The 26,083-nt window shown below is 70.9% G+C and carries 25 protein-coding genes, 1 tRNA gene and 1 other RNA gene; 15 read left to right on the top strand and 12 right to left on the bottom strand.

Translation table 11 applies throughout. The features are described from left to right. Positions 1-277 precede the first annotated feature (277 nt). The gene (locus tag AB0B55_RS19845; RefSeq protein ID WP_357132926.1) at positions 278-1,027 is read right to left on the bottom strand and encodes an SDR family oxidoreductase; all 750 of its coding nucleotides are present in this window, start codon (positions 1,025-1,027) and stop codon (positions 278-280) included. Between the two features lie 129 nt (positions 1,028-1,156). On the opposite strand from AB0B55_RS19845, the gene AB0B55_RS19840 reads away from it, so the two are divergent. After that, complete coding sequence (locus AB0B55_RS19840) at positions 1,157-1,789, top strand: TetR/AcrR family transcriptional regulator (protein WP_357172719.1); 633 nt, start codon at positions 1,157-1,159, stop codon at positions 1,787-1,789. A gap of 4 nt (positions 1,790-1,793) precedes the next feature. Here AB0B55_RS19840 and AB0B55_RS19835 read toward each other — a convergent pair whose 3' ends face one another. Next, complete coding sequence (locus AB0B55_RS19835) at positions 1,794-2,729, bottom strand: TetR/AcrR family transcriptional regulator C-terminal domain-containing protein (protein ID WP_357132922.1); 936 nt, start codon at positions 2,727-2,729, stop codon at positions 1,794-1,796. A 176-nt stretch (positions 2,730-2,905) separates the two neighbouring features. Between AB0B55_RS19835 and AB0B55_RS19830 the strand changes: the two genes are divergently transcribed. Then, complete coding sequence (locus tag AB0B55_RS19830) at positions 2,906-4,522, top strand: carboxylesterase/lipase family protein (protein WP_357172716.1); 1,617 nt, start codon at positions 2,906-2,908, stop codon at positions 4,520-4,522. A 57-nt stretch (positions 4,523-4,579) separates the two neighbouring features. Here the strand turns inward: AB0B55_RS19830 and AB0B55_RS19825 are convergent, their stop codons facing one another. The 4 genes from AB0B55_RS19825 to AB0B55_RS19810 form a co-directional block, all read right to left on the bottom strand. Next, positions 4,580-5,074, bottom strand: a complete 495-nt coding sequence (locus tag AB0B55_RS19825) for a hypothetical protein (protein WP_357132977.1) — start codon at positions 5,072-5,074, stop codon at positions 4,580-4,582. Between the two features lie 92 nt (positions 5,075-5,166). Continuing rightward, positions 5,167-5,721 (bottom strand): hypothetical protein, encoded by a 555-nt coding sequence (locus AB0B55_RS19820; protein WP_357172786.1) that lies wholly within the window; start codon positions 5,719-5,721, stop codon positions 5,167-5,169. A gap of 130 nt (positions 5,722-5,851) precedes the next feature. After that, the gene (locus AB0B55_RS19815; RefSeq protein WP_357172713.1) at positions 5,852-6,043 is read right to left on the bottom strand and encodes a DUF397 domain-containing protein; all 192 of its coding nucleotides are present in this window, start codon (positions 6,041-6,043) and stop codon (positions 5,852-5,854) included. Continuing rightward, positions 6,034-6,801 (bottom strand): helix-turn-helix transcriptional regulator, encoded by a 768-nt coding sequence (locus AB0B55_RS19810; protein ID WP_357172710.1) that lies wholly within the window; start codon positions 6,799-6,801, stop codon positions 6,034-6,036. The genes AB0B55_RS19815 and AB0B55_RS19810 overlap by 10 nt, the downstream gene beginning before the upstream one ends. A 198-nt stretch (positions 6,802-6,999) precedes the next feature. Between AB0B55_RS19810 and AB0B55_RS19805 the strand changes: the two genes are divergently transcribed. Continuing rightward, positions 7,000-7,242: a flavin reductase gene (locus tag AB0B55_RS19805; RefSeq protein WP_357132914.1), complete on the top strand. Its 243-nt coding sequence runs from the start codon at positions 7,000-7,002 to the stop codon at positions 7,240-7,242. A 63-nt stretch (positions 7,243-7,305) separates the two neighbouring features. Here AB0B55_RS19805 and AB0B55_RS19800 read toward each other — a convergent pair whose 3' ends face one another. Both AB0B55_RS19800 and AB0B55_RS19795 read right to left on the bottom strand, forming a co-directional pair. Beyond that, positions 7,306-8,142, bottom strand: coding sequence for a class I SAM-dependent methyltransferase (locus AB0B55_RS19800; protein WP_357172707.1), 837 nt, complete (start codon positions 8,140-8,142; stop codon positions 7,306-7,308). Between the two features lie 76 nt (positions 8,143-8,218). After that, positions 8,219-8,303 (bottom strand) — tRNA-Ser (locus tag AB0B55_RS19795). Between the two features lie 82 nt (positions 8,304-8,385). Between AB0B55_RS19795 and ffs the strand changes: the two genes are divergently transcribed. Then, an RNA gene (gene ffs / locus AB0B55_RS19790) (signal recognition particle sRNA small type) lies at positions 8,386-8,475 on the top strand. Positions 8,476-8,656: 181 nt separating this feature from the next. Next, the gene (locus AB0B55_RS19785) at positions 8,657-11,518 is read left to right on the top strand and encodes a DNA polymerase III subunit gamma and tau (protein WP_357172705.1); all 2,862 of its coding nucleotides are present in this window, start codon (positions 8,657-8,659) and stop codon (positions 11,516-11,518) included. On the opposite strand, the gene AB0B55_RS19780 is transcribed toward AB0B55_RS19785, so the two are convergent. Continuing rightward, entirely contained in the window at positions 11,415-12,155 is a 741-nt protein-coding gene (locus AB0B55_RS19780) for a DUF998 domain-containing protein (RefSeq protein WP_357132909.1), read from the bottom strand. The genes AB0B55_RS19785 and AB0B55_RS19780 overlap by 104 nt on opposite strands. A gap of 97 nt (positions 12,156-12,252) precedes the next feature. Between AB0B55_RS19780 and AB0B55_RS19775 the strand changes: the two genes are divergently transcribed. The 9 genes from AB0B55_RS19775 to AB0B55_RS19735 all read left to right on the top strand — a co-directional run bounded on the left by AB0B55_RS19775 (position 12,253) and on the right by AB0B55_RS19735 (position 21,345). Then, a complete protein-coding gene (locus tag AB0B55_RS19775; RefSeq protein ID WP_357172702.1) occupies positions 12,253-13,470 on the top strand; it encodes a hypothetical protein in 1,218 nt (405 codons plus the stop codon). Positions 13,471-13,728: 258 nt separating this feature from the next. Then, a complete protein-coding gene (locus AB0B55_RS19770; protein WP_357132973.1) occupies positions 13,729-14,037 on the top strand; it encodes a YbaB/EbfC family nucleoid-associated protein in 309 nt (102 codons plus the stop codon). A gap of 8 nt (positions 14,038-14,045) precedes the next feature. Next, the gene (gene recR / locus AB0B55_RS19765; RefSeq protein WP_355052561.1) at positions 14,046-14,639 is read left to right on the top strand and encodes a recombination mediator RecR; all 594 of its coding nucleotides are present in this window, start codon (positions 14,046-14,048) and stop codon (positions 14,637-14,639) included. 86 nt (positions 14,640-14,725) lie between these two features. Continuing rightward, a complete protein-coding gene (locus AB0B55_RS19760) occupies positions 14,726-15,169 on the top strand; it encodes a hypothetical protein (RefSeq protein WP_357172699.1) in 444 nt (147 codons plus the stop codon). 254 nt (positions 15,170-15,423) lie between these two features. Further along, positions 15,424-17,097, top strand: coding sequence for an ABC transporter substrate-binding protein (locus tag AB0B55_RS19755; protein WP_357132903.1), 1,674 nt, complete (start codon positions 15,424-15,426; stop codon positions 17,095-17,097). A 97-nt stretch (positions 17,098-17,194) separates the two neighbouring features. After that, complete coding sequence (locus tag AB0B55_RS19750) at positions 17,195-18,202, top strand: ABC transporter permease (RefSeq protein ID WP_357132901.1); 1,008 nt, start codon at positions 17,195-17,197, stop codon at positions 18,200-18,202. Continuing rightward, positions 18,199-19,212, top strand: coding sequence for an ABC transporter permease (locus tag AB0B55_RS19745; protein WP_357132899.1), 1,014 nt, complete (start codon positions 18,199-18,201; stop codon positions 19,210-19,212). Before AB0B55_RS19750 ends, AB0B55_RS19745 begins: the two co-directional genes overlap by 4 nt. Positions 19,213-19,261: 49 nt before the next feature. Beyond that, positions 19,262-20,248 (top strand): ABC transporter ATP-binding protein, encoded by a 987-nt coding sequence (locus tag AB0B55_RS19740; RefSeq protein WP_357132897.1) that lies wholly within the window; start codon positions 19,262-19,264, stop codon positions 20,246-20,248. Then, entirely contained in the window at positions 20,245-21,345 is a 1,101-nt protein-coding gene (locus tag AB0B55_RS19735) for an ABC transporter ATP-binding protein (protein WP_357172696.1), read from the top strand. The genes AB0B55_RS19740 and AB0B55_RS19735 overlap by 4 nt, the downstream gene beginning before the upstream one ends. A 51-nt stretch (positions 21,346-21,396) precedes the next feature. Here the strand turns inward: AB0B55_RS19735 and AB0B55_RS19730 are convergent, their stop codons facing one another. Continuing rightward, the gene (locus AB0B55_RS19730; protein ID WP_357172694.1) at positions 21,397-21,789 is read right to left on the bottom strand and encodes a hypothetical protein; all 393 of its coding nucleotides are present in this window, start codon (positions 21,787-21,789) and stop codon (positions 21,397-21,399) included. After that, entirely contained in the window at positions 21,789-22,400 is a 612-nt protein-coding gene (locus tag AB0B55_RS19725; protein ID WP_357132971.1) for an HNH endonuclease family protein, read from the bottom strand. Before AB0B55_RS19725 ends, AB0B55_RS19730 begins: the two co-directional genes overlap by 1 nt. A gap of 137 nt (positions 22,401-22,537) precedes the next feature. On the opposite strand from AB0B55_RS19725, the gene AB0B55_RS19720 reads away from it, so the two are divergent. Beyond that, entirely contained in the window at positions 22,538-24,031 is a 1,494-nt protein-coding gene (locus AB0B55_RS19720) for an MFS transporter (protein ID WP_357132891.1), read from the top strand. A gap of 70 nt (positions 24,032-24,101) precedes the next feature. Here the strand turns inward: AB0B55_RS19720 and leuA are convergent, their stop codons facing one another. After that, the gene (leuA, locus tag AB0B55_RS19715) at positions 24,102-25,853 is read right to left on the bottom strand and encodes a 2-isopropylmalate synthase (RefSeq protein WP_357132889.1); all 1,752 of its coding nucleotides are present in this window, start codon (positions 25,851-25,853) and stop codon (positions 24,102-24,104) included. Positions 25,854-26,083 lie beyond the last annotated feature (230 nt).

Genomic DNA, 26,083 nt, shown 5'->3' with positions numbered 1-26,083 from the left:
GACTAGGGATCCTTGGGCAGGTTGGCACCTCTTCCCGTGATACTGCCGACGATCTCAGTGCTTGTCGAGCGGGCCCGGAAGCGGCTCCGTCGGTATTAGAGGATGATGCCAATCGATGCGTCGGCCGACCTGTCAGTATCGGCAGGTCAGCCCCTCCATTGAATCCCCCAGGCCTCAACGGGGTCGGGGCGAAGAGGTTGCTGGTGCGGCCGCCACCGCTCGGGAAACACGAGAACGCCCGGTGCGACCCCCTGCGGATCGACCGGGCGTTCTCCCGTCAGAGCTGCGTTTCGCCGCCGTCGACGAACAGCTCGCTGCCGGTCATGAAGCTGCTCTGGTCGGAGGCGAGGAAGAGCACCGCGTTGGCGATCTCGTCCGGGTGGGCCAGGCGGCCCATGGGCACGGTGGACGCGATCGTCTTGAGCAGGGCGGGCGACTCCCCGGGGCTGGGAGCCAGGCCCGCGAGTCCGGGAGTCTCGGTGGAGCCGGGCACGAGTGTGTTGACCCGGATCTTCCGGTCCATCAGCTCGGCGGCCCAGGAGCGGCCGAACGAGCGGATGGCGGCCTTGGACGCGGCGTAGACGCTGAACGCCGGAATGCCGCTGACCGCCGACGTCGAGCCGGTCAGCACGACCGAGGCGCCCTCGTTGAGCAGGGGCAGGGCCTTCTGGACGGTGAAGATGGTGCCGTAGACGTTGGTGTCGAAGGTGGTGGCGACGTGCTCGACCGTGATCGAGTCGAGCGGCCGGAACTCGCCGCCGCCGGCGTTGGCGAACAGCACGTCGAGCCCCGCGCCGCGCTCCTCGATGGCCCGCATCACCCGGTCCAGGTCGTCGAGGTTGCCGACGTCGCTGACGATGCCCGTCGCGTTGACGCCGATGCTGCTCACCGCCTCGTCCAGCGGGCCCTTGCGCCGGCCCGTGACGAAGACGTACGCGCCTTCGGCGGCGAAGCGGCGGGCGGCGGCCAGGCCGATGCCGGTGGTGCCCCCGGTGACGAGGGCGGTCTTGCCGTCGAGCTGTCCCACGATCGGTCTCCTTCGAAAATTGTGTACCGAGCGGTACTGATCCGACCGTAGCAACCCCTGGGCCGTGCGACAAATTTCTGTACCGATCGGTTTCATCGCGGCTAGGATGGGTGCCGGAGGTGATGGACCGTGCCGGTACGAGGGCGTCCTCGGGGCTTCGACGTCGACGAGGCGTTGGAGCGCGCGCTTGAGGTGTTCTGGCGTCAGGGGTACGAAGGCGCCTCGATGACCGACCTCACCGCGGCCATGGGCATCAACAAGCCCAGCCTCTATGCCGCCTTCGGCGGCAAGGAGGAGCTGTTCCGCAAGGCCGTGGCCCGCTACGCCGAACAGGACATGGGGTACGCGCGGCACGCAATCACCCAGGCCACCACGTACGAGGTCGTCGCCACTCTCCTGCGCGAGAACGTGCTCGCCGTCACCCGACCCGACCGCCCGGCCGGCTGCCTGTCGATCCAGGGCGGCACCGCCTGTTCCAGCGAGAACGGGGGCGTCGCGGAATTCCTCGCCGCCAGCCGTCTGGCCGGTGAGCGGGCCCTCGCCGACCGGTTCGCCCGTGCCGTCTCCGAGGGTGACCTGCCGACCGACGCCGACCCGGCCGCGCTGGCCCGATTCGTCATGAGCGTCACCGAGGGGCAGGCGATCCACGCCGCCGCCGGGGTCCCTCGCGACGAGCTGCGGCAGACGGCGGAGATCGCGCTCGCCGGGTTCGCCGCCGTGTCCGGGGCGCGCCGCCCCGCGACTGCGGACAACCCGGCCTGAGCGCTCACGCTCGAACGAGCGCCGCCACCCCGTCGAGGAGCCGTTGCAGCCCGAACTCGAAGAGGCTGTCGGCGCTGAGGTCGATTGCCGACCGGGAGAGCCGGGCCAGGTGCGGGAACTCGCCAGCCGCGAGTAGCCGGCCCAACGCGTCGGCCTGGGCCACCATCCATTCGTCATCGGTCAGGCCGGTGTCCTGTTCCGCCTCGGCCCCCTGCTGGAGGTTCACCGCCGTCCCCCGCACGTGGTTGGCGAGGGCGACCACCAGGTGCAGCCGGGTGTGCCGGTCCAGCCCGCATCCGGCGAGGGCGCGCAGGGCGCATTCCGTGTGCGCGACGGCGTGCGGGGCCATCAGCGGACGGGTCAACGAGACGACCTGGGCCAGCCAGGGGTGTCGACAGTAGATCGACCACTGCAGCCGGCAGAGCAGCTCCAGTTGGGCCCGCCACCCGGGCGGGAGCGTGCCGGGCAGCCGATACGCGGCGAAGGCGGCGTCCGCCATCAGCAGCAGCAGGTGCTCCTTGCCGTGGACCTGCCGGTACAGCGACATGGTCGGCACGTCCAGCTCGGTCGCGATGCGCCGCATGCTGAGCCCGGCCAGCCCTTCGGCGTCGGCGATGCCGATGGCCGTACGCACCACCTGGTCGCGGGTCACCCCGTGCAGGGGTCCGCGCCGCACCTCGGCCCGTCCGCCCCGACCGGGCGTCGCGGGCTCCGAGCCGGCGACCACCATGCCCACGCCGGGCACCGCCCGGATCAGGTTCTCCTGCCGGAGCGCGGTGAGGGCGCGGCTCGCGGTCGCCATCGCGACGCCCCGTTCCCGGACGAGCTGGCGGGTGGACGGCACCCGATCGCCGGGGCCCAGCTCACCGGACGCGATGCGCCGCCGTAGCTCCGCGACGATGCGCAGGTACGGGGGTGTGGACTCGTCGATCTCCGGCACGGTCGCCCTTCCGCCGGCCGAAGCCTAGCGCACTAGAGCACCCGAACCCGTCCGTCAACATTTCCAGCCGGCCGCTCGTGGGCGCACTAGAGCTACCTGGTCGACCCGTCGCCGAATCGACATGCTCGCCGCAGACGGCCGGTACGCCGTACCGGGTTCGATGATCGGAGACTGTGATGACCAGCATCCCGTACCGTCGGTGGGTCGTCGCGATGGGCGCGACCGCGCTCCTCGCGACGGCAACGACGGCGGTCGGCCCGGCCGCCGAGGCTGCCGATCGCCAGGGCGCGGCCGTGGTGCGGACCGACCAGGGCGCCCTCCGGGGGACCGTCGCGCCGGACCACCTGACGTTCGAGGGCATCCCGTACGCGCGTCCGCCGCTGGGCGCGCTGCGCTGGGCCCCACCGCGACCCGGGCCACAGTGGACGGGCGTACGCGACGCGACCCGGCCCGGCCCCGCCTGCGCTCAACTGAAGGGGCTGCCGATGGACGACCCGTCGGCGTCCGAGGACTGCCTCTACCTCAACGTCACCACGCCCCGCACCCCCGCCCGGACGCCGCGACCGGTGCTGGTGTGGCTGCACGGCGGCGACTTCCGCTTCGGCCAGGGTGACGCCTACGGCGGGGAGCGGCTGGCCGCCGACGGCGACGTCATCGTCGTCACGGTGAACTACCGGCTCGGTGCGCTCGGCTTCCTGGCGCATCCGGCGCTGGCCGGGCCGGACGGGTCCACCGGCAACTACGGGTTGCAGGACCAGCAGGCGGCGCTGCGCTGGGTGCGCCGCAACGCGACGGCCTTCGGCGGGGACCCGGGCAGCGTCACCCTGGCCGGCCAGTCGGCCGGCGCGACAAGTGTCTGCGCCCACCTCGCCGCGCCCGGCTCCGCGGGCCTGTTCCACCGCGCGATCATGCAGAGCAATTCGTGCGCCAACCCCGTTCAGACCCGGGCGGAGGCGGTCGAGGCGGCGCGGGAGTTGGCCGGGCGGGTGGGTTGCACCGACCCCGGTGTGCTCGCCGCCTGCCTTCGGGGGCGGGACGCCGCAACGCTCGTCGACGCGGTCGGCTACCCGGGCGCGGGCGTCGACCTGGGCCCGGTGGTCGACGGCCGTACCCTGCCGGTGGATCCGGCGGACGCGCTGGTCAGCGGTCGGTTGCACCCGGTGCCGGTGTTGACCGGGACGAACCGCGACGAGTCCACGCTCCAGGTGTGGGGGATGGAACGCAGCGGGATGAACTGCCCCCAGCCGCCCGCCCCGGGGCAGCCGCCCGAGTCGTGCCCGCTCACCGACGACCAGTACCGCGAGCAGGTACGCGCCATGTTCGGCGACCGGGCGCAGGAGGTGCTGGCCCGCTATCCGAGCGACGACACGCGCTCCGCCAGCGAGGCGTTGGGGGCCGTGTGGACCGACCAGGCGTACGCGGAGCCGATCTACTCGGCCGCGCTGGCGTTCGCCCGGACCGTGCCGACGTACCTATACGAGTTCGCCGACGAGGATGCGCCGTTCTTCGCCGAAGGGCCGACGCCGACCTTCCCGACCGGCGCGTACCACTGCGCCGAACTGCCGTACCTGTTCGACGTCGACTACGCCGAGGCCTTCACGCCCACCCAGCGGCGGCTCTCCGGCGAGATGGTCCGCGCCTGGAGCAACTTCGCCCGGACGGGTCGGCCCGGGTGGCCCCGACTGCGCGACCGTTCCGGGTACGTGCGGGTGCTGGCCGGTGGCGGCGGGTCGGGCACGACGGACTTCACGGCAGAGCACTCGTACGACTTCTGGCGGTCGTTGCGCGGCTGACATCTGAGCCGGCGGTCGTTCCGAACGTGGACCGGCCGCCCGCCGTGCCGAGGCGGGTCAGCAGGGGCCGGCGCCCTCGTCGAAGAGGCGGCGCGCCCACTCGGCGTACCCGGCGATGGTTTTTCGGACCGTGCGCCCGTCGTGCAGGAACAGGTACGCGCGGTCGCCGCTGCGGGCGAGCAGCCCGTCGAGCCGGTGTGTCCCCTGTGGAGCGGGCAGCCGGGTGACCGACGGGTAGCGGTCCCAGACCTCCTCGACCGGTGAGCCGGCCGTGATGCCCTCCGGTGTCCGCATCGGGTCGCCGACCCACAGCAGCACCAGTTTGTCCTCGACGAAGACGGGACTGGCCGTGTCGTGGCCGGCGAGGACCGGTCCGCAGGCGTCCAGGTCGGTACGCAGGACGCCCCGGCGGGTCAGCTCGGCCTCGGTGTCACCGAACTCGATGTCGCGCAGGCCGTTCAGGTCGATGATCTCGACTACGCCGGCGGGCCGGTTCGCGGGCATCGGCCCAGCGGACGGCGCACCGCTGCCCGCGATCGAGGCGGCAGTCAGCAGCATGGCAATAAACGTGAATTGTCGCAATTTCATGGAATCCCCCAGTCCCCAACGGGGCTGGGCCGTTCAGGTTGCTGCCCGCCGACGGATTACTGGTTTTCCCACTGTTCGATCAGATCGTCCCAGTGGTCGGCGCTGAGTCGACGCCGCCCGTGCGCCAGCCACCCGGCGGTGTTGCGTTCCAGATGCAACCCCAGCTCGGCGAACGGATCGATCCATGCCCCACGCTCGACGCCGAGTCGGACGAGTGCCGCATTGATCGGCCACTCCTCCCGTGGGGCTTCCAGCACGTCGTCGAAGCGCGGGCCCCAGGACAGCGCCCCGCCGAGCCACACCACGGCCGACTGGCGGCCGACGCCGCCGCCGAACTCCGCCTCCAGGTACGCCACCGGCCCCGAACGTGACCACACGGCCAGCAACTCGACCAGCGGCGGCGACAACACGAGGTCGAACGGCTGCTCGGCGCTGCGGTCGTCCGCCACGTAGTCCGGTAGCGATCCGGTCAGCTCGGCCACCAACTGCGGGGTGACCGGCAGCAGCGCGAAATCCTGACGCAGCTCACCGAGGACGGCGTGGTCCAGCTCGGCGGTGTGCTCGCGGAGCAGGTCCGCGTCCGCGACCACCGCGCTGAGCTGGTACGCCATCACACCCCCGCCGTCGTCCACAACCTGTGGATAGAACATGTGTACGACGGTCGTCCTCGCCGCCGTCCGTGCCTGGCACGGTACGCGGCGCTGCGGAACCGGGCGGCCCGGCGGGTGCGTGGTCGGGGACTCAGGCGCGGTCGCCGAGATCGACCAGGAACGCGCGCCAGGCCGTCGGCGTGAAGGCGAGCGCCGGACCGGTCGGGTCCTTGGAATCCCGCACGCCGACCACGCCGGGCAGGTTGTCGGCGACTTCGACACAATTGCCGCCGTTGCCGCTGCTGCGGGTGCTCTTGCGCCACCGCGCGCCATTCAACTCCATGATTCCGCCACTTCCGTCATCAGCTCGACCGACTGTGAGTGCGACAGCGCCTCGCCGCGCACGTTCTCCCATGCCGCCATCATGGCCGCGATGTCGTCGGGGTCGCTAGCCACTTGTCCCTGAAGCTGGTTGTCCAGGTAGCCGGCGACCCGATGATCGTGGCTGTGCGCGATCACGAACGGCCCGTTCAGTCCGGCGTACGCGCCGACCGAGGCCGGCACGACGTGCACCCGGATGTGCGGCTCGGCGCAGGCCGCGACGAGGGCCAGCATCTGCTCGCGCATGGTCGACCGGCCGCCCACCGGCCGGCGCAGGATCGCCTCGTCGATGACCGCCGTGAGCTGCGGCGGGTCGTCCCGCTTGAGCACACCCTGCCGGTTGAGTCGAACGGCGAGGTGCCGCTCGACCTCGCTCCGGGGGATCAGGCCCGCGCCGGCGAGGACCGCGCGGGCGTACGCCTCGGTCTGCAGCAGCCCCGGCAGGACCGTCGATTCGTATGACCGCAGGGACACCGCCTCGCGCTCGATTTCCTGCCAGGGACGGAACCAAATGGGGTCACGACGTCTCGCAGTGTCCGGCCAGATGTCCGACACGTTCTTGTGGAGGGCTTCCGCTGCCGCCAGGCGGTGCCGAGGATGCGGGATGCGCCCCTCGGTCAACCAGCGCGCGACGGTCTTCGGGTCGACGCCGACGTTCTCGGCGAGGGATTCGGTGGTGTGCCCGGTGTCGTTCAGTGCTACCCGCAACGCGTCGTTCACGGCCCCTCCATCGGATGTCTCGAATATCTGAGAACCATATAGCTACGCCCTGTAGGTGCCCGGTGACGCGCCGCACTGTGGTCCACAGAAGACGGCGTGGCCGGTGGAGGCGCAGCAGCCCGGCGGTCGGCGTCAGTCCCGGGGTCGCCCCGACGCGGAGGCGGGGTGACCCCTTCCACCAGGGAAGGAGGTCCACCCATGCCGCGCCGTCGCCACCGGAACCACCTGCCGACCCGACCCACCTGGCGATGCCAGGCCTGCGGTATCGCCTGGCCCTGCTCAGCGGCGAAGCTCCGGCTACTCGGCGAGTACCGGGGCGATCGGGTCGCGCTGACGATCTACCTCGCGACACTGCTGAGCGAGGCCAGCGAACACCTCCGGGACGTCGATCCGGCCCGGCTCACCGACCGCTTCCTGGCCTGGACCCGCGCCCGAGGGTGAGCGTTCTGGGCTGCACTGCGGGTCTGGGACTGTGCGGGAGCTGACCGGCCGAGTGCGGCGGCGTCAGGGTCGCCAAATGGCGATGCTCACGTCGCGCCGGCGCTCGGCGAAGAAGCCGTCCCGCGCCGCCGTCGTCAACAGCTCGCGCAGGTCCGCCTCGAAGGCGGGCAGCCGATCGCCGAACAGGTGCGGCGTCGAACTGGACAGTGAGAACACCGCCGACGTCAGCTCGTCCACCGACCGCTGCACGACCATCCCCTGCTCGACGGTCAGTCGGGTGGGGCCGGAGAAGCCGGCGGCGAGCATGATCTCCGCCTCGCCACTGGGGGTGCCGGTGGGCAGCGAGCCCTGTCCGGCCCGGCGGACCGGCCCCAGGTAGCGCGCGACCAGTTCGTTGATCCGCGGCCAGGGCGGACGGGGGTACGGCAGTGGGTCGTCGTCGGCCATGCCCTGGTGGGTGGTGGCGCCGACGTGAACCCAGGCCCCGTCGGGCGCGAGCATGTCGCGGACCCGGCGGGCCACCAGCGGCCGATCCATCCAGTGGTACGACTGGGCGAACGTGGCGACCCGGAACGTACCCAGGTCGGCGGGCAGTTCCTCGGCCCGCAGGTGTCGCCATTCGACGTTGGTCACCTCGGCCTCGCTGGCCAGGCGTCGCGCCTCGGTGAGCATGTCCCGGTCGGCGTCCACCCCGACCGCCGCCTCGAACAGGGGCGCGAGCAGCAGCGTCAACGAACCGGGACCGCAGCCCACGTCCAGGAGCCGGCCGGTGCCGTCCAGGTCGAGCGCCGTGCCGATGGCCTCGGCGACTTCGGGCGGGTACGGCCACCGGCCGATGCTGTAGTGCCGGGCGCTGCCGGCGTACAACGTCTCGTCCCACTGCCAGGTCGAGTCAGCCATGGCATCGATGAGACCACAACGACAACGCCCGGCCGACCTGTTATCGGTCTGCCGGGCGTCGATCATGCTCCGCGAGCGGAGGATACGAGATTCGAACTCGTGAGGGTGTAAACCCAACACGCTTTCCAAGCGTGCGCCCTAGGCCTCTAGGCGAATCCTCCGCGAGCCAGGATACAGGCCGCCGTCGACCGGGACACCCCACCACCCCCCGAAGATCGACGAGCCGTCGGGTAGGGTTGGCGTCACCTCCCGTGCGGCGGTATCTCGTGAACCTCCCCAGGGCCGGAAGGCAGCAAGGATAAGCGAGCTCTGCCGGGTGCACGGGAGGCCTTTTCGTTCCCGGGGCCTTGATCCACACCGACGTGCATGATGTCGGGCTGTCAGAGGCGCGCGGACACCCCGGTTTCCAAGAAGCCGAGTCGATCAAGCGCGACGGTCCAGGCGACCCGGCGGGGTGGGTGGTCACCCGCGCCCGACCGGCGCAGAATGGCTCGGTCGAGAGGAGGCGGGACGAGTGACGCTGGCGCTGTACCGCAAGTACCGGCCACGTACCTTCGCCGAGGTCATCGGGCAGGAGCACGTCACCGAGCCGTTGTCGCAGGCGCTGCGTAGCGGCCGGCTCAACCACGCCTACCTCTTCTCCGGCCCGCGCGGCTGCGGCAAGACCACCAGCGCCCGGATCATGGCCCGCTCGCTCAACTGTGAGCAGGGCCCCACCCCCGAACCGTGCGGCAAGTGTGCGTCCTGCCGCTCGCTGGCCGCCGACGGCACCGGCTCCATCGACGTGATCGAGATCGACGCGGCCAGCCACGGTGGTGTCGACGACGCCCGCGAGCTGCGCGAACGCGCCTTCTTCGCGCCGGCCAGCAGCCGCTTCAAGATCTACATCATCGACGAGGCGCACATGGTCTCGACCCAGGGCTTCAACGCCCTGCTCAAGCTGGTCGAGGAGCCCCCGGAGTACGTCAAGTTCATCTTCGCCACCACCGAGCCGGAGAAGGTCCTCGGCACGATCCGGTCGCGCACCCACCACTACCCGTTCCGGCTGTTCCCGCCGAAGGTGGTCCGCCCGTACCTGGAGCAGCTCACCCAGGCCGAGGGCGTCACCGTCGAGCCGGCGGTCTTCCCGCTCGTGGTGCGCGCCGGTGGCGGCAGCATGCGGGACAGCCTCTCCGTGCTCGACCAGCTCATCGCCGGCGCCGGCCCGGAGGGCGTCAGCTACGCCCGGGCCGTCTCCCTGCTCGGGGTCACCGACTCCGCGCTGATCGACGAGATGTGCGACGCGCTGGCCGCCGGTGACGGTGCCGCCGCCTACGCCACCGTCGACCGGGTCGCCGAGGCCGGGCACGACATGCGCCGGTTCGCCTCCGACCTGCTGGAACGGCTCCGCGACCTGATCGTGATCCAGCAGGTGCCGGACGCCGCAGCGAAGGGTCTGATCGACGGCCCGGGCGACCAGATCGAGCGGATGGCCGCCCAGGCTTCGCAACTCGGCTCGGCCACGCTCTCCCGCTGCGCCGACATCGTGCATGACGGCCTGGTCGAGATGCGCGGCACCACCGCACCCCGCCTACTGCTTGAGTTGATCTGCGCCCGGATGCTGCTGCCCGGCGTGGACGACTCCACCGGCGGCCTGCTCCAGCGCCTCGAACGGATGGAACGCCGCCTCACCCTGGGTGGCGCCGACCCCGCCGGGTCCGCGCCGGCCACCACCCCAGGGGTACGCCCACAGCACGCCCCTCCGGTCCCGGCTGCCGCAGCCCCCACACCCGCCGCCGCCCCGACGTCCGCCCCGCCGTGGGATGTCGACCCGACGGCGTCCCCGGCTCCGCGAACCGCAGCTGCCTCGGCTTCCACCGCCCCGACCGCCGCCGGCTCGGCCGCCCCGACCGCTACCGCCGCCGGCTCGGCCGCCGGAATCGCTGGCTCGGCAGATGCCACCTCGGCGGCCGGTGGCGCTGCTGGCAGGCCGGATGCCGCCTCGGGTGCCGGTGGCGCTGCTGGCTCGGCCGATGTCGCCTCGGGCAGCCGAGGTGTGCACGCGCCCTCGGGAGCGGACTCCCCGATTCCGGTGTCGCCCGGCGCGTCGGCCGCCGCCCCGACGGCCGCGCCCGTGTCGCCCGCCGGACCGGGCACCGGCTCGACCCCGCGTCGCGCGGTACCGCCGTCGGCTGTACTGCCCGACCCGGCGACGCCCGCTCCGCCCCGCCCCGGTACGCCGGCCCCGCCACTGGACGCGGTAGCGGTGCGGCGGGTCTGGCCCGACGTGGTCGGCAAGGTCAACCGGACCAACAAGCGGATCGCCGCCCTGATGCGCGACGCGGTGGTCCGCGAACTCGACGGCGACATGCTGGTCCTGACCGTGAAGTCCTCCGTGCTGGCCAAGATGATGGCCGACCACGCGGCGGTGCTCACCGACGCGCTCTACGAGGAGTTGGGCGGGCGCTGGCAGATCCGCTGCGAGGTGGCCGGCGAGCGGGGTGCCGCGTCGCTGTCCGGCCCGCGTCCCCAGGCGGCCGCGCCGACCCGACCCGCCACACCGAACGCGGCCGCCGCCAGTCCGACGAGCGCGCCGCCCGTCGAGCCCGGCCAGAGCGCCGCGCCGACTGTGGCTGCCCTTTCCGGCCCGTCGAGTGCGCCGCCTGCGGCATCCCGTCCGAGTGCGGTGCCCGCTGCGGCTGCCGCTTCGGGCCCGACGAGCACCCCACCGGCCGTGCCGACCTCGACCGCCGCCGGCCTGGAGGACGACTGGCCGGAGGCAGCGCTCCCCGGCGGCGGAGCGCCGGCCGCCGAGGCGGCCGATGACGAGGCCTGGCCGGAGGCTGCCCGCCCCGGCGGCGCGTCAGCCGAAGGCACCGCACGCTCCGACGCCACGTCGGGCGACCCCGCATCGACCGGCACGAACGGTGCAAGGACGAACGGCAGTATCGCCAACGGCGGCGGACCCGGTGTTGCGGGTGGCCCAGGCGCGCTGGCCGGTGGCGGTAAGCCGGGCGGGCGGGACAACCCGACACCGGCGACCCGGCAGCCGGCGTCAGCCGGTGGCGCACCGGTGAGCAGCGCCATCGCCGCGGCTCGCGCGGCGGCGGCGGGGCGCGGTGCGCGTACCCCATCGGCGAGCCGGCCCACCGCGGACGCGGAATGGGCGGGCGAACCTCCCTACGACCCGGACTACGACGGACCGTTGCGCGGCGGACGGCCGGGCGGCGCGGCCCCGGCGGCGAAACCCACCTACGAGGGGTTCGACCCGGGCGACGAGCCGTTGGACGAGGTCATCGACGAGAAGACGGCCCGGGAGTCGAGCGAGGAGCAGGCGGTACGGCTGCTGCGGGAGACCTTCGGCGCTGAGAAGATCGACGAGGTGGATGCTCGGTAGCGGGCGCTTCGCCCAGCAGGACGCCGAGGCAGCAGGCCCACAGCGGGAAGGGCAGTACGGCGACGCGTTCCATGCCGCCCACCCCGATGCCGGTGCCCTGCTGGGCGACGAACAGGACGGTCCCGATCAACGCGGTGAGCCCGGCGGCGAGGGAGAGTCGTCGCCATCGGCCGAGCACCGTGGAGTCGGGCGCGAAACCGGCGAGCAGGAGGCCGACGTTGCCCACACCCATGATCAGGAACGCGCCCAGCACGTGTCGGTTCTCGTCGACGTCGGCCGGATAGCGCGCGGCGAGGGCGTACCCACCGGCGGCCAGCAGCAGGAGGATCTGCGCCGAGCGCACCACCGTGCCCCGGCCGAACAGTCGCCAGGTCAGCAGCAGTCCGGTGGCGAGCAGTACGGCGGTGGCCAGCATCGCCGCGTTCATCAGTGGATGCCAGGGCGAGCAGACCAGACGGGGACGGGTGGTGTCCCAGATCCCGCAGTGCACGTTGCCGAGGTCGCTGATGTTGTGGGTGGCCCAACTGTAGGTCGGCTCGCGCCACCGCAGGCCGGTGATCAGACTGGCCACGAGGAAGATCGGCGCGGCCACCGCCCAGCAGAGCGCGGCGACGCGGCCACTGCGGTTGAGATTCATACGTCGAGCAGACCAGTACGGCGGGTAGCGGCGCACTACCGGCAGACGGCCGGTTCGGGGTAGTGGTAGCCGTACCTGTGCTGTCAGGATGTGCGCCGTGAAGATCACCTCTGCCGGAGAGGGGGCGGCCGATACCGGCAGTCGTCGCGTCAAGTCCGCGGTGGCTACCGTCGTCGGTCTGTTCGTCCTGGTTCAGGCATGGACCGTGCCATGGGTCTCCGTGCGTCCGGGTCTGACCACGCTTGACCAACTGATCGGTAGTCCGCCCTCGACCGAGGTGCGGACCTTCGCGCTGACCGAGCTACCCGGCTACTGGCAACCGCTGTGCGTCGGATGGGTGGCCCTGCTGGCGCTGCCGGTGGTGGCCTGGGTGCGCCCGCCGTGGCGGTTCGGTCTGCGGCTGGCGGCCATGCTGCTCGGCATGGTGCTGGGAATCGGCACCCTCCTGCCCGCCACGGCAGCCATCGACGTCAGCGGCTTCCCATTGGAGGACCGCCCCAGCACGACCCTCCTCGGTGGCGTGTGGCTCGGCCTGGTGGGGGTGGTGCTGCTCGTGCGCGCCGTCACCACGCTGCCGGAGCTGCCGGCCCCCGCCGCGGTTCCGGCAGTGGACGCCGCGAGTCCGGCTGCGGACGCCACGCTTGACGACGAACGGGCCGCGACGATCCCGCCGGCGGTGCCGGAGTCGACACCCTTCGTCTGGCAGGGATCACGCCCGAACGTCCGAACGATGGCCCCGTGGTGGCGGCGTCCGGCACCGATCGTCGGGGTGGTGGCGGTTCTCGGTGTGGCCGGCCTCCTGGTCACCGTCACCTGGCACGCGATCGGATCGGCGCAGGAGCAGCAGCTCGATGCGCTCGACACCCTGGTGGTGGCGGCACCGGTCGGCTCGACGACCGTCGCGCCCGCCGCGGGCGACGACCAGGTCGACCTGGGCCGGGTGCTGCCGCTCTCCCGGGAGCGGACCTTCCTGCTCGCCGAGCAGGCGGACGCCGACGTCGTCCACGTGGCCGGATCGGCCTGGACACAACCGGACGGCACCTCGATCTCGATCACCCTGCTCGAGTTCAACTCGACCGAGTCGGCCAACCAGTTCCGGCGTTCCTATGCCGACCTCCAGCAGGTCACTCCCGGGGAGTTGGCCGAGTTGGCCAGCGTCCCGGGGTCGACGGTCTTCATCGGTGCCGAACGGCCCGGCGTGTGGGCGGTCGCCGGGCGCGACCAGCTCATCGTGATCGCCAGCGCGGCGGGCGGCTCGGCGGGGTCGGTGCCGATCGTCGAGTCGCTGGTCCGCGCGCAGCTCGATCGGTTCTGACCAGCCACCGCGTACCCGCCGGGTGGGGCACGCGATGTCGCTGATACCGGGTCGGTCCGCCGAGCCGGGTGGTGAGGTCGGCGGCTCGATCTCCCCAGCCCGGCTCATCGCCGACGACCGGATCTGCCAGCCGTGGCGCTCCCGGCGTGGGCGGACGCACCGGGCACGGCGACGTCGGTCCCAGCGGCTAGGCTGGTCGGCGGCCGAGCAGACGAGTGCGAGAAGGAGCCATCCGTGCGCCCAGGTGGACAGCCGAACATGCAGCAGATGCTGAAGCAGGCGCAGAAGATGCAGCAGCAGATCGCCGTCGCTCAGGCCGAGCTGGCCGAGGCCGAGCTGACCGGCACGGCCGGCGGCGGGCTGGTCACCGCGACCGTGTCCGGTGCCGGCGAGCTGAAGGCCGTCAAGATCGACCCTAAGGCCGTCGACCCGGACGATGTGGAGACGCTGGAAGACCTGGTGGTGGCGGCCGTGCACAACGCCGCCGAGGCGGCGCGTGAGCTGACCGAGCGCAAGATGGGCCCGGTCACCGGCGGCATGGGCGGCCTCGGCCTGCCCGGTTTCTGAGCCGGCAGATGTACGAAGGCGCCATCCAGGATCTGATCGACGAGCTGGGGCGACTGCCGGGCGTGGGCCCGAAGAGCGCCCAGCGGATCGCGTTCCACGTCCTCTCGGCCGATCCCGCCGACGTGAACCGGCTGGCCGGCGCGCTGCGCAAGGTCAAGGAGCTGGTGCGCTTCTGCACGACCTGTTACAACGTGGCCGAGTCCGAGCAGTGCCGGATCTGCCGCGACCCGCGCCGCACCGACGAGGTGCTGTGCGTGGTGGAGGAGCCGAAGGACGTGGTGGCCATCGAGCGGACCGGTGAGTTCCGGGGCCGCTACCACGTGCTGGGTGGAGCGATCAATCCGCTGGAAGGGATCGGCCCGGACAATCTGCGCATCCGGGAGCTGTTGACCCGGTTGAGCGGCGGCGCGGTGCGGGAGCTGATCCTCGCCACCGACCCCAACACCGAGGGCGAGGCGACCGCCACCTACCTGGCGCTGATGGTGAAGCCGATGGGGATCGCGGTGACCCGGCTGGCCAGCGGTCTGCCGGTCGGCGGCGACCTCGAGTACGCCGACGAGATCACCCTGGGTCGTGCCTTCGAGGGTCGCCGGGCTGTCTGACCCCCACAGATCGTCACCGGTGGGCTACAACTGACTGGGTCCGCGCGATGAGCGCGGGCCCATCGGCGTACCTGGGGAGGTGGCGTGTGGCGACGCGGCGTTCGGAAAAGCGGTCCTGGGCTCCGGCGGTGCTGACGGCCGTGCTGGCGTTGGCCTTCGCCGGCGTCCTTGTGACGATCGAGGTGGGGAGCCGGAGACTCGCGGCGAAGAGTCGCGCGAGTGAGGCCGCGGCCGACGCCACCGTGATCCGGAACGCCCGGTCGTTCGGCGACGCCGTGGTCGCCACCGACGACCCGACGCCAACCGACGAACGCCTGGCGGTGGTCGCGGAGAGCACCCAGGTCGAGGTGCGGGAAGTCCGCCGGGCACCTGACCTGGTGGTGACCGTGTACGGTTCCGCCCCCTACGGCACGATGTTCGGCAGGGTCAGCGTCGACGCGTGCCACCGTGTGACGTTCCACGACCTGGGCGCGGCCCGGGCCGGTGCGGACGTCGAGCGGTTGGAGGTCTGCCCACCGCCCGTTTCCTGATCGACCGCTCCGGATGCCGTCTGTGGCCCGCGTCATCCGGTGGCCGACGGTGGCCTCGTCGCGTCCCAGAGCAACGCGGTCGATGTGTCGCTCGATGCGTTCGTCCTGCCGATGACTGTTAGACGTCTGCGCAAGGTGTCGGGTTGGTAGCGATTGCCTGACGGCCGTTCCGCTTCCGGTGTTACATGTCATAGCCTCCCGCACACGGACCGAGCCACAGCTCGGCGTGGTCATGCGCATGACAGAGGTGAGAGATGCAGGCGAGAAGGCTTAAAACGGCCATGGCCATCGCGGCCGTTGCCGCTCTGGCGGTCGGCGCGGCCGGCTGCGCGGAGAGCGAGCGCGACGGCGACAGTGGCGAGGCCAAGACTGGCGGCACCTTCATCTTCGCGGGTGCCGGTGACCCGAAGAACTTCGATCCGATCTTCAACGACGACGGCGAGTCGTTCCGGCCGGTCCGGCAGATGTTCGACACCCTGGTGAGCCACAAGCCGGGCACGGCTGAGCTGACCGGTGGCCTGGCCGAGAGCTGGGAGCACGACCCGACGGGCAAGGTCTGGACCTTCAAGCTGCGGCAGGGCGTGAAGTTCCACGACGGCACCCCCTTCAACGCGGCGGCGGTCTGCTACAACTTCGACCGCTGGTACAACATGCAGGGCGCCGCGGCCCAGGCGAACATGATCTATTACATGGACGTCTTCGGCGGCTTCGCCAAGAACGAGGCCGAGGGCGCCGGCGAGTCGATCTACGACAAGTGCGAGGCCAAGGACGACGGAACCGCCGTCCTCTCGCTCAAGAAGTACAAGGGTGCCTTCCCGGGCGCCTTCGCGCTGACCTCGCTTTCGATCGCGAGCCCCGAGGCGCTGAAGAAGTACGACGCCAACACGGTGAAGCAGAACGGCGACTCGTTCGAGTACAGCGCCTTCGCCAACGAGCACCCGGTCGGTACCGGCCCGTTCACCTTCGGTGGCTGGGACAAGACCAAGGGCGAGATCACGCTCAACCGGAACCCGGACTACTTCGGTGACAAGGCCAAGGTCGACAAGATGATCATCAAGATCATCAAGGACGAGAACACCCGCAAGCAGGAGCTGCGTGCCGGTACCGTCCAGGGCATCGACTTCCCGGCCCCGGCCGACACCAAGGCGCTCGGCGACGAGGGCTTCCAGGTCATCGCCCGCCCTGCGTTCAACATCCTCTACCTGGGCATCAACCAGAAGAACCCGAAGCTCAAGGACCTGCGGGTGCGGCAGGCGATCGCCTACGCGCTCAACCGCCAGCAGCTCGCGCAGACCAAGGGCCCGACCGGCGCCAAGGTCGCCGACGAGTTCATGCCGGACACCGTGCTCGGCTACGCCCCGGACGTGCAGAAGTACGAGTACAACCCGGACAAGGCCAAGCAGCTCCTCAAGGAGGCCGGCGCCGAGGGTCTGACGCTGAACTTCTACTACCCGCCGGACGTCTCCCGGCCGTACATGCCGAACCCGCAGGAGATCTTCACGATCCTCGCCAACGACCTCCAGGCCGTGGGGATCAAGGTCAACGGCGTTCCTCGCCCGTGGAACGGCGGCTTCAAGGACGACGTGCAGACGTTCGGCAAGCAGGACCTGCACATCCTCGGCTGGACCGGTGACTACAACGACCCGGGCAACTTCGTCGGCACCTTCTTCGGCCGGGGCAAGGCCGAGTTCGGCGACCAGGGCATGACCGAGATGTTCGACGCCATCGCCAAGGCCGACGGCACCGTCGACGACGCCGGCAAGAAGGCCGCCTGGGAGCAGGTCAACCGGGACATCGCGGCCAAGTGGCTGCCGGCCGTGCCGGTCTGGCACGCGCCGCCGGCGATCGTCGTCACCAAGGACGTCGAGGGCCTGAAGGCCAGCCCGCTGACCGACGAGCGGTTCAACACCGTCAGCGTCAAGAAGTGACGTCAATCGGCTGATGCCGTAGGCGGAATCGGCCCGGGTTGGGGGTTTCCCCCGCCCGGGCCGATTCCGCGACCATCGAGAGTCTGGTGTGTGAGAGATGTTGCGAGTCATAGTCCGCCGCCTGCTACAGCTGGTGGTGACGCTGATAGCCCTGTCGGCGCTGATCTTCGTCTGGTTGCGGAACCTGCCCGGCGGCCCGGTCGACGCGCTGCTCGGTGAACGGGCGACCCCCGAGACCAGGGCTCTGCTGACCAAGGCGCTCGGTTACGACCAGCCGATCCTCGTGCAGTACGGCAAGTTCATGCAGCGGATCCTCACCGGTGACCTCGGCAACTCGATCCGTACCGGTGACCCGGTCACCGAGGTCATCGGCCGGGCCTTCCCGGCCACCGTGGAGCTCGCCCTCACGGCGATGCTCATCGCGGTCGGGCTGGGCGTCCCACTGGGTTATCTCGCCGCCCGCTGGCGCGGCCGGATCCTCGACCACCTGACGGTGGTGGGCACGCTGCTCGGCGTCTCGATCCCGATCTTCTTCCTGGGCTATCTGCTCAAGGACGTCTTCACCCAGAACATCCACTGGTTCCCGCCGTCCGGCCGGGTCAGCATCGGGTTGGACAACACCAACATCACCGGCTTCTTCGTCCTGGACAGCCTGCTCACCCGGGAGTTCGACGCCACCGCCGACGCGCTCTGGCACCTGATCCTCCCGGCGTTCACGCTCGCCACGATCCCGCTGGCGGTCATCGTCCGGATGACCCGGGCCAGCGTGCTGGACGTGCTCAACGAGGACTACGTACGCACGGCGGAAGCCAAGGGCCTGCGGAACCGCACCGTCCGTGGCCGGCACATCCTGCGAAACGCGCTCCTGCCGGTGGTCACCACCATCGGTCTCCAGACCGGCGCGCTGCTGTCCGGCGCGGTCCTCACCGAGAAGGTCTACAACTGGGGTGGTCTCGGCACGCTGATCACCGACTCGATCACCGGCAGCCGCGACTACCCGATCCTCCAGGCGCTGATCCTGCTGTCCGCGCTGGTCTTCGTGGTGGTCAATCTCCTGGTGGACCTCTCCTACGCCTTCATCGACCCCAGGGTGCGTGTGCGATGACCGAACCAAACACGCAGGCCGGCATCCCTGCTCCCCGTAGCGACAAGGAGCAGGCGTCCGACGCGGGCCGCACCCGTCTCAGTGACCGCAAGAAGGCCCGCCTCGACGAACTGGCCCAGTCCACCGCCGCCCCCGGCGGCGTGAGCCTGCTCCGCGACGCGTTTCGTCGGCTGCGCCGCAACCCGGCCGCCATCGTGGGCGCCACCATCATCGCGCTCTTCGTGTTGGTGGCGATCTTCGCGCCGTTGATCGCCCCGCACGACCCGGTGCAGCGCTTCGACGAGCTGACTGACGTCCTTACGCCCAACAACATCGCCGGGCCCATGGACGGCTTCCCCCTCGGTTCGGACGAGCTGGGCCGGGACCTGCTGTCCCGCCTGGTCTACGGCAGCCGGCAGACCCTCTTCGTCGGCGTCCTCGCCACCCTCATCGGGCTCGCCATCGGCGTGCTGTTCGGTGCGATCGCCGGCGCCGTCGGCGGTTGGGTGGACAACATCCTCATGCGGATCACCGACGTGATGCTGGCCCTGCCCGCCCTGCTGCTGGCGATCACCCTGGTCGCCCTGGCCAGCAAGTCGAGCCAGTGGACGGTCATCATGGCGGTGGCCATCGTCAACGTGCCGATCTTCGCCCGGCTGCTGCGCGGCTCGATGCTCGCCCAGCGGGAGAGCGACCACGTGCTGGCCGCGCGGGCGTTGGGCGTCAAGCAGCGCAGCATCGTGCTGCGGCACATGCTGCCCAACGCCATGACCGCGGTGATCGTGCAGGCGACGCTGACGCTCTCCGTCGCGATCATCGAGGCCGCGTCGCTTTCGTTCCTCGGCCTCGGCGACCCCGATCGGGACCGGGCCGAGTGGGGCGCGATGCTCGGCGACGCCGGTGTGCGCTACTTCGAGGTACGCCCGGAACTGGCCTACTACCCGGCGTTGGCGATCATCGTGGTCGCGCTCGGCTTCACCCTGTTCGGTGAGGCGATGCGCGAGGCCATCGACCCGAAGAACCGGCGGTGATCGCGGTGTGCCCGATCAGCAAGGACCACAGCAGTAAGGAAGTGACCCGATGAGCCTGCTCGACGTGCGTGACCTGAGCGTCGTGTTCCAGCGGCGCGGCGAGCGACCCTTCAACGCCGTCGACAAGGTCAGCTTCACGGTGGAGCCGGGGCAGACCGTCGGCCTGGTCGGCGAGTCCGGCTGCGGCAAGAGCGTGACCAGCCTCGCCATCATGGGTCTGCTGCCCAAGCGCGGCAACAGGGTCAGTGGAGAGGTGCTGTTCGACGGCGCGGACCTGCTGAAGCTGCGACCGGGCGACATGCGTGACCGGCGCGGCCGGGACATCGGCATGATCTTCCAGGACCCGCTGTCGTCGCTGAACCCGGTCATCCCGATCGGTGTGCAGGTGGCCGAGGTGCTGGAACGCCACCAGGGCCGGGACCGTAAGCAGGCGCTGCGGGAGGCACGGGACCTGCTCGACGCGGTCGGCATCCCCGACCCGCAGCGGCGGCTCAGCGAGTACCCGCACCAGATCTCCGGCGGCATGCGCCAGCGCGCCCTGATCGCCATCGCGTTGGCCTGCAAGCCCCGGTTGCTGATCGCCGACGAGCCCACCACCGCGCTCGACGTGACCATCCAGGCGCAGATCCTCACGCTGCTCAAGCAGTTGGTGGACGAGAGCGGCACCGCGCTGATCATGATCACGCACGACCTGGGCGTGGTGGCCGGGCTCTGCGACACGGTCAACGTGCTCTACGGGGGCAAGGTGATCGAGCGGGCGCGGCGGCACGAGCTGTTCGCGCACGCCCGGCACCCGTACACCCACGGGCTGCTCAACTCGGTGCCGCGGCTGGACTCCCCGCGCGGCGAGCGACTGCACGCGATCCGCGGGTCGGTCGCCGACAACATCCCGTGGACCGAGGGGTGTGCGTTCGCGCCGCGCTGCGACCACGTCGTGGACGCGTGCCTGGAAGGGCCCCCGCCGCTCGAACCCACCGCCACCGGCGGCGACCTGCGCTGCAACAACCCCGTCTCTGAGGAGGTGGCGGTCCGATGACCGACGAGACCCCTGCGCTGATCGAGCTGCGCGATGTCAAGGTCCACTTCCCGATCAAGAGCGGCCTGCTCTTCGACCGGACCGTCGGGTACGTCTACGCGGTCGACGGCGTGTCGCTGAGCATCCGCAAGGGCCAGACGTACGGGCTGGTGGGCGAGTCCGGCTGCGGCAAGTCGACCCTCGGCCGTGGCCTGCTGCGGCTCGTCGAGCCCACCGACGGCGAGATCGTGTTCGACGGCACCGACGTACGCGCCCTCGAGGGCGAGGCCATGCGGCGGGCCCGTCGCCGCATGCAGATGATCTTCCAGGACCCGCTGTCCAGCCTCGACCCCCGGCAGTCGGTGGAGTCGCTGCTGGTGGAGGGCCTGAAGGCGCACGGGTTGGCCGGCGACAAGGCCGAGACGAACCGGCGACTGCGCGAGACGCTGGAGGCGGTGGGCCTGCCCGCGTCCGCCCTCAGCAAGTACCCGCACGAGTTCTCCGGCGGTCAGCGCCAGCGCATCGGCATCGCTCGGGCCCTGGTGCTCAACCCGGACCTGATCGTCGCCGACGAGCCGGTCTCCGCACTCGACGTGTCGATCCAGGCGCAGGTGCTCAACCTGCTCGAGGATCTGCAGAACGAGCGCGGCCTGACGTACCTGATCATCGCGCACGACCTGGCGGTGGTCCGGCACATCGCCGACACCGTGGGCGTCATGTACCTCGGCGGTCTGGTCGAGGAGGCGTCCAGCGACGACCTGTACCGCGAGCCGATGCACCCTTACACCCGGGCGCTGATGTCCGCGGTGCCGGTGCCCGACCCGGTCGTCGAGGACCGCCGCGAGCGCATCCTGCTCGCCGGTGACCTGCCCTCGCCCAGCAACCCGCCGGCGGGCTGCCGGTTCCACACCCGGTGCCCGTGGGCGCAGCCGACCCGCTGCGCGAGCGAGCGACCGGAGCTGCGGGACGTGGTCGGCGGGCACCGGGTGGCCTGCCACTTCGCCGAGGACATCGCCGCCGGTCGGATCCGCCCGCACGAGGTCGAGGTGGAGTTGGTCCGCCCGACCGACGGCACCGGCCCGGTCGACCCGCCCGGCGAGCTGATCCCCACCCCGTGACGCGGTCAGGGGCCGTCCGTGACGGACGGCCCCTGACCGGCGTACGGGCTGTCAGCCCTCGGGGCGGTTCAGCAGGGCAACCGCCACGGCGTGCACCGCGTCCAGCCCTGCCGGATCGGGCAGCGCGACCAGCCCGCCGGTCACCACGTACCACTCGTCCGCGTCCTTGTACTGCACCCGCAGCGTGACCTTGCCGTCCGCGTACTCGGTGCGCAGGGTCAGCTCCCCGGTGACGACGCCGACCTCGTCGGTCATCACCCCACCCGGGCCGGGCACGATGTCGGCGGTCCGGCTCTGCGGGGCACTGGCGCCGGTCGAGTCCGCGACCATGCCGGCCCCCGGCACCGCGGCCGGGGTGTCGCCGGTGCCGTCCGCGGTCATCCCGGCCGCGGACGGGGCCGTGTCCGCGGTCGCCTTGGCCTCTGTCGCAGGTTCCTCGCTCATCAGCAGCCCTCCAGCATGTCGGTCAGCGCGGATTTCTCGGCACTGGTCACCGTCAGCTTCCAGTAGTGCTTCACCGTCACCCAGTCCTTGGCGTACTGGCACCAGTACGACCGGTTCGCCGGCTTCCACTGGGACGGATCCTGGTCACCCTTTGCCCGATTGGAGGACGCGGAAACCGCGATGAGCTGCGGACGTGTGGTGTCGTTGGCGAAGTCGCCACGCTTGGCGTTGTCCCACTCGTCGGCGCCGGAGCGCCACGCGTTGGCCAACGGCACCGTGTGGTCGATGTCCACCTGGGAGGGATCGGTCGCGCTGCGGCCGTCGTACACGCTCTCCCAGCGACCCCCGACCACGTTGCAGCCGGAGAGTTTCACGTCCTTGCCGTCGCGTTGCAGGATCGAGTCCCGCACGTCGCAGTTCTTGCCGGTGTCCCGCCAGTGTGGGAAGCGCTCCCGGCTGTAGCCCTTCATCGAGCCAGCGGTGGCGACGGTCAACTGGCCCAACTGTTCGACGGCGTTACCGCCGCCACCCGGCGTCGGCGTGGTCTCCGCCTCCTCGGGTGGGACGCAGCCGGCCATGACGAGCGCCAGCGCCGCGACGAGCGCGGCCATCGACGCACGCGGTCCTGATCTGGTACGCACAGACGACACCTCTCCAGCTTGCGGGCTCCCGGCGCTTGCGCACAGTACCCGGGGACGGTTTCGGCGTTTCGTGGCGTCTCCCACAATGTGCAAGCAAGATTGGTGGGATGACCTCCTCCGTACCGTCGCCCGCACTGCGGATGGGCACCGCCGCCGGCCGGGGAACCCTGCTCGCCGCGGTGCTCGCCTCCGGCATGGTCTTCCTGGACACCACGGTCGTCAACGTGGCGTTGCCGAAACTCGGCCAGGACCTCGGGGCCAACGTCGCCGATCTTCAGTGGACCATCAACGGGTATCTGTTGACGCTCGCGGCGTTCGTGCTGCTCGGCGGGTCGCTCGGGGACCGCTTCGGTCGGCGGCGGGTGTTCCTCATTGGCGTGTTCTGGTTCACCGCCGCGTCGGTGCTGTGCGGGCTCGCCCAGGGCACCGGCACCCTCATCGCGGCCCGGATCGTGCAGGGCGCGGGCGGAGCGCTCCTCACGCCCGGTTCGCTCTCGGTGCTCCAGGCCAGCTTCCACCCCGACGACCGGGGTCGGGCGATCGGCGCGTGGGCCGGACTGTCCGGAGTGTCCACGGCGTTGGGGCCGTTCATCGGCGGCTGGCTGATCGACACCCTCTCGTGGCGGTGGATCTTCTTCCTCAACCTGCCGATCGCCGTCCTGGTCGTGCTGGCCGCGCTGCGTTGGGTGCCGGAGAGTCGCGACGAGAACGCCTCCCGCACCCACGGGCCGGGCCGTACGCGCCGCCGCTTCGACGTGGCCGGGGCGGTGCTCGGCGCACTGGCGCTCGCCGGCGTCACGTACGCCCTGATCGACGCGCCCGCTCGCGGCTTCGCCTCGGCGCCGGTGGTGATCGCCGCGCTGGTCGGTGTGGTGGCCGCGGTGACCTTCGTGCTGCTGGAACGGCGGCGCGGGGACACCGCGATGCTGCCCACCGGGCTGTTCAGCAGCCGGCTCTTCGCCGTCCTGAACGTCTTCACCGTGGTGGTCTACGCCGCGCTCGGCGGGTTCACCTTCTTCTTCGCCGTCTACCTGCAGAACGTCGTCGAGTGGTCGGCGTTCCGGACCGGGATCGCGCTGCTGCCGATGACGGTGCTGCTGCTCGTCGGCTCGGCCCGGGCCGGTGCGATGTCGGCCCGGATCGGTCCCCGGCTGCCACTGGCCGTGGGCCCGGTGATCGCCGCCATCGGCCTGCTGCTGCTGCGCGGCGTCGGCCCAGGCGCGTCCTACTGGACCGACGTGCTGCCCGGGGTGCTGCTCTTCGGCCTCGGACTGACCCTGGTGGTGGCGCCGCTGACCGCGTCGGTGCTCGCGGCCGTGCAGGATCGGTTCTCCGGGGTTGCGAGCGGCTTCAACAACGCCGCGTCCCGGGCCGGTGGTCTGCTCGCCGTGGCCGCGCTGCCGCTGCTGGTGGGCCTGTCCGGTGGCGGCTACGAGCAGAAGGCCGAGCTGACCGACGCGTTCCGGGCGGCGCTGGCCTGGTGCGCGGGGCTACTGCTGGCCGGCGCGGTGCTGGCCCTCGTGCTGGTGCACCGGCCACCCCGGGAGGCCCCGCCGTCGCAGCCCTGCCACTCGATGCCCGCCGCCACGCCCCCGCGATGAGCAACGCCCCGATGTAAGGAAGGGCCCCTTGTTAGCGCCTAGGCGCTAACAAGGGGCCCTTCCTTACATCTCAGCGGCGGGCGCGGTTGACGGCGCTGGTGACCGCCTTGATCGAGGCCGTCACGATGTTGGCATCGGTGCCGACACCCCAGACCGTCCGACCGTCCACCTCGCACTCCACGTACGCGGCGGCCTGCGCGTCACCGCCGGAGGACAGCGCGTGCTCGTGGTAGTCGAGCACCCGGACGCCCACGCCGACCGCCTGGAGCGCGTTGACGTACGCGTCGATGGGGCCGTTGCCGATCGCGGTGAGCGACCGCCGCTCGCCACCGACACCGACCTGGGCCTCGATCTCGACCTTGCCGTCGGCGGTGCCGATCGTGTAGCCGGTGAACCGGACCGCCGGATCCGGCTGGTGGTCGAGCAGGTAGTGCGTCGCGAAGATCTCCCACATGGCGGCCGGGTCGACCTCGCCGCCGTCGTGGTCGGTGACCTGCTGCACGACGCCGGAGAACTCGATCTGGAGCCGGCGCGGCAGGTCGAGCTGGTGCTCGCTCTTCATGATGTACGCGACGCCGCCCTTGCCGGACTGCGAGTTGACCCGGATGACCGCCTCGTAGGTGCGGCCCAGGTCCTTCGGGTCGATGGGCAGGTACGGGACCGCCCAGGTGTGCTCGTCGACCGGTACACCGGCGGCCTTCGCGTCGGCGGCCAGGGCCTCGAAGCCCTTCTTGATGGCGTCCTGGTGGGAGCCGGAGAACGCCGTGTAGACCAGGTCACCCGCGTACGGGTGGCGCTCGTGCACCGGCAGTTGGTTGCAGTACTCGACCGCCCGGCGGATCTCGTCGATGTGCGAGAAGTCGATCATCGGGTCGATGCCCTGGGAGAAGAGGTTGAGCCCCAGCGTCACCAGGTCCACGTTGCCGGTGCGCTCGCCGTTGCCGAACAGGCAGCCCTCGATGCGGTCCGCGCCCGCCAGCAGGCCCAGCTCGGCGGCGGCCACACCGGTGCCCCGGTCGTTGTGCGGGTGCAGGCTCAGCACGACGCTGTCGCGGCGCGGCAGGTGCCGGTGCATCCACTCGATCGAGTCCGCGTACACGTTCGGGGTGGCCATCTCGACGGTGGCCGGCAGGTTGATGATCAGCGGGCGGTCGGGCGTCGGGTCGATCACGTCGATGACCTTGCTGCAGACCTCCAGCGCGTACTCCAGCTCGGTGCCCGTGTACGACTCCGGCGAGTACTCGTAGAAGATCTCGGTGTCCGGGGTGTGGATCTCCGCGTACTTCTGGCAGAGCCGCGCGCCAGTGGTGGCGATGTCGGCGATGCCGTCGCGGTCCAGACCGAAGACCACCCGCCGCTGGAGCGTCGAGGTCGAGTTGTAGAAGTGCACGATGGCCCGCTTCGCGCCGCGCAGCGACTCGAAGGTCCGTTCGATCAGGTGCTCCCGGCACTGCGTGAGCACCTGGATGGTGACGTCGTCCGGGATCATGTCCTGCTCGATGAGCTGCCGGACGAAGTCGAAGTCGGTCTGGCTGGCCGACGGGAAGCCGACCTCGATCTCCTTGTAGCCCATCTGCACCAGCAGCTGGAACATCCGCCGCTTGCGCTCGGGCGACATCGGGTCGATCAGCGCCTGGTTGCCGTCGCGCAGGTCCACCGCGCACCAGCGCGGCGCGGCGTCGACGGTGCGGGTGGGCCAGCTGCGGTCCGGCAGGTCGACCCGGAACTGCTCCCGGTACGGCTGGTAGCGGTGGTACGGCATCCGGCTGGGGCGTTGCCGGGCGATCGGATCGGTCTCGGCGTCGGTGACAGGTTGAGCCATCTCGGAGTGCTCCCTGGGAACATGTGGCGTCAGCAGATCGGAAGGTGTCGGCGGATTGCCGGGCGGCGGTGCGCGGCGGTGCCGAGAGGAAACTCAGATGTGCTGGACGGCGCGATGCGACTCCGCGACGAGGTGCCGGCCGGTCAGGCCTCGTCGCGGCGGCTAAGAAGAAGAAGCGCCCGCCACATGACCAGGTCACCCTACGTGATGGAACGGGGGGTGCAAAGGCT

Origin of the sequence: Micromonospora sp. NPDC049107, assembly GCF_040648595.1 — a bacterium.
GTDB lineage: Bacteria > Actinomycetota > Actinomycetes > Mycobacteriales > Micromonosporaceae > Micromonospora.
The sequence above is the reverse complement of the archived record's forward strand: the minus strand, read 5'-3'. Positions and strand labels throughout refer to the sequence as shown.

Bases quoted from the DNA above. Each gene is read 5' to 3' on its own strand.
- AB0B55_RS19830 (WP_357172716.1), top strand. From the start codon at position 2,906: ATGACCAGCATCCCGTACCGTCGGTGGGTCGTCGCGATGGGCGCGACC.
- AB0B55_RS19820 (WP_357172786.1), bottom strand. From the start codon at position 5,721: ATGGCGTACCAGCTCAGCGCGGTGGTCGCGGACGCGGACCTGCTCCGC.
- AB0B55_RS19815 (WP_357172713.1), bottom strand. From the start codon at position 6,043: ATGGAGTTGAATGGCGCGCGGTGGCGCAAGAGCACCCGCAGCAGCGGC.
- AB0B55_RS19805 (WP_357132914.1), top strand. From the start codon at position 7,000: ATGCCGCGCCGTCGCCACCGGAACCACCTGCCGACCCGACCCACCTGG.
- AB0B55_RS19800 (WP_357172707.1), bottom strand. From the start codon at position 8,142: ATGGCTGACTCGACCTGGCAGTGGGACGAGACGTTGTACGCCGGCAGC.
- AB0B55_RS19780 (WP_357132909.1), bottom strand. From the start codon at position 12,155: ATGAATCTCAACCGCAGTGGCCGCGTCGCCGCGCTCTGCTGGGCGGTG.
- AB0B55_RS19770 (WP_357132973.1), top strand. From the start codon at position 13,729: ATGCAGCAGATGCTGAAGCAGGCGCAGAAGATGCAGCAGCAGATCGCC.
- recR (WP_355052561.1), top strand. From the start codon at position 14,046: ATGTACGAAGGCGCCATCCAGGATCTGATCGACGAGCTGGGGCGACTG.
- AB0B55_RS19755 (WP_357132903.1), top strand. From the start codon at position 15,424: ATGCAGGCGAGAAGGCTTAAAACGGCCATGGCCATCGCGGCCGTTGCC.
- AB0B55_RS19750 (WP_357132901.1), top strand. From the start codon at position 17,195: ATGTTGCGAGTCATAGTCCGCCGCCTGCTACAGCTGGTGGTGACGCTG.
- AB0B55_RS19745 (WP_357132899.1), top strand. From the start codon at position 18,199: ATGACCGAACCAAACACGCAGGCCGGCATCCCTGCTCCCCGTAGCGAC.
- AB0B55_RS19740 (WP_357132897.1), top strand. From the start codon at position 19,262: ATGAGCCTGCTCGACGTGCGTGACCTGAGCGTCGTGTTCCAGCGGCGC.
- AB0B55_RS19735 (WP_357172696.1), top strand. From the start codon at position 20,245: ATGACCGACGAGACCCCTGCGCTGATCGAGCTGCGCGATGTCAAGGTC.
- AB0B55_RS19730 (WP_357172694.1), bottom strand. From the start codon at position 21,789: ATGAGCGAGGAACCTGCGACAGAGGCCAAGGCGACCGCGGACACGGCC.
- AB0B55_RS19725 (WP_357132971.1), bottom strand. From the start codon at position 22,400: ATGGCCGCGCTCGTCGCGGCGCTGGCGCTCGTCATGGCCGGCTGCGTC.
- AB0B55_RS19720 (WP_357132891.1), top strand. From the start codon at position 22,538: ATGACCTCCTCCGTACCGTCGCCCGCACTGCGGATGGGCACCGCCGCC.
- leuA (WP_357132889.1), bottom strand. From the start codon at position 25,853: ATGGCTCAACCTGTCACCGACGCCGAGACCGATCCGATCGCCCGGCAA.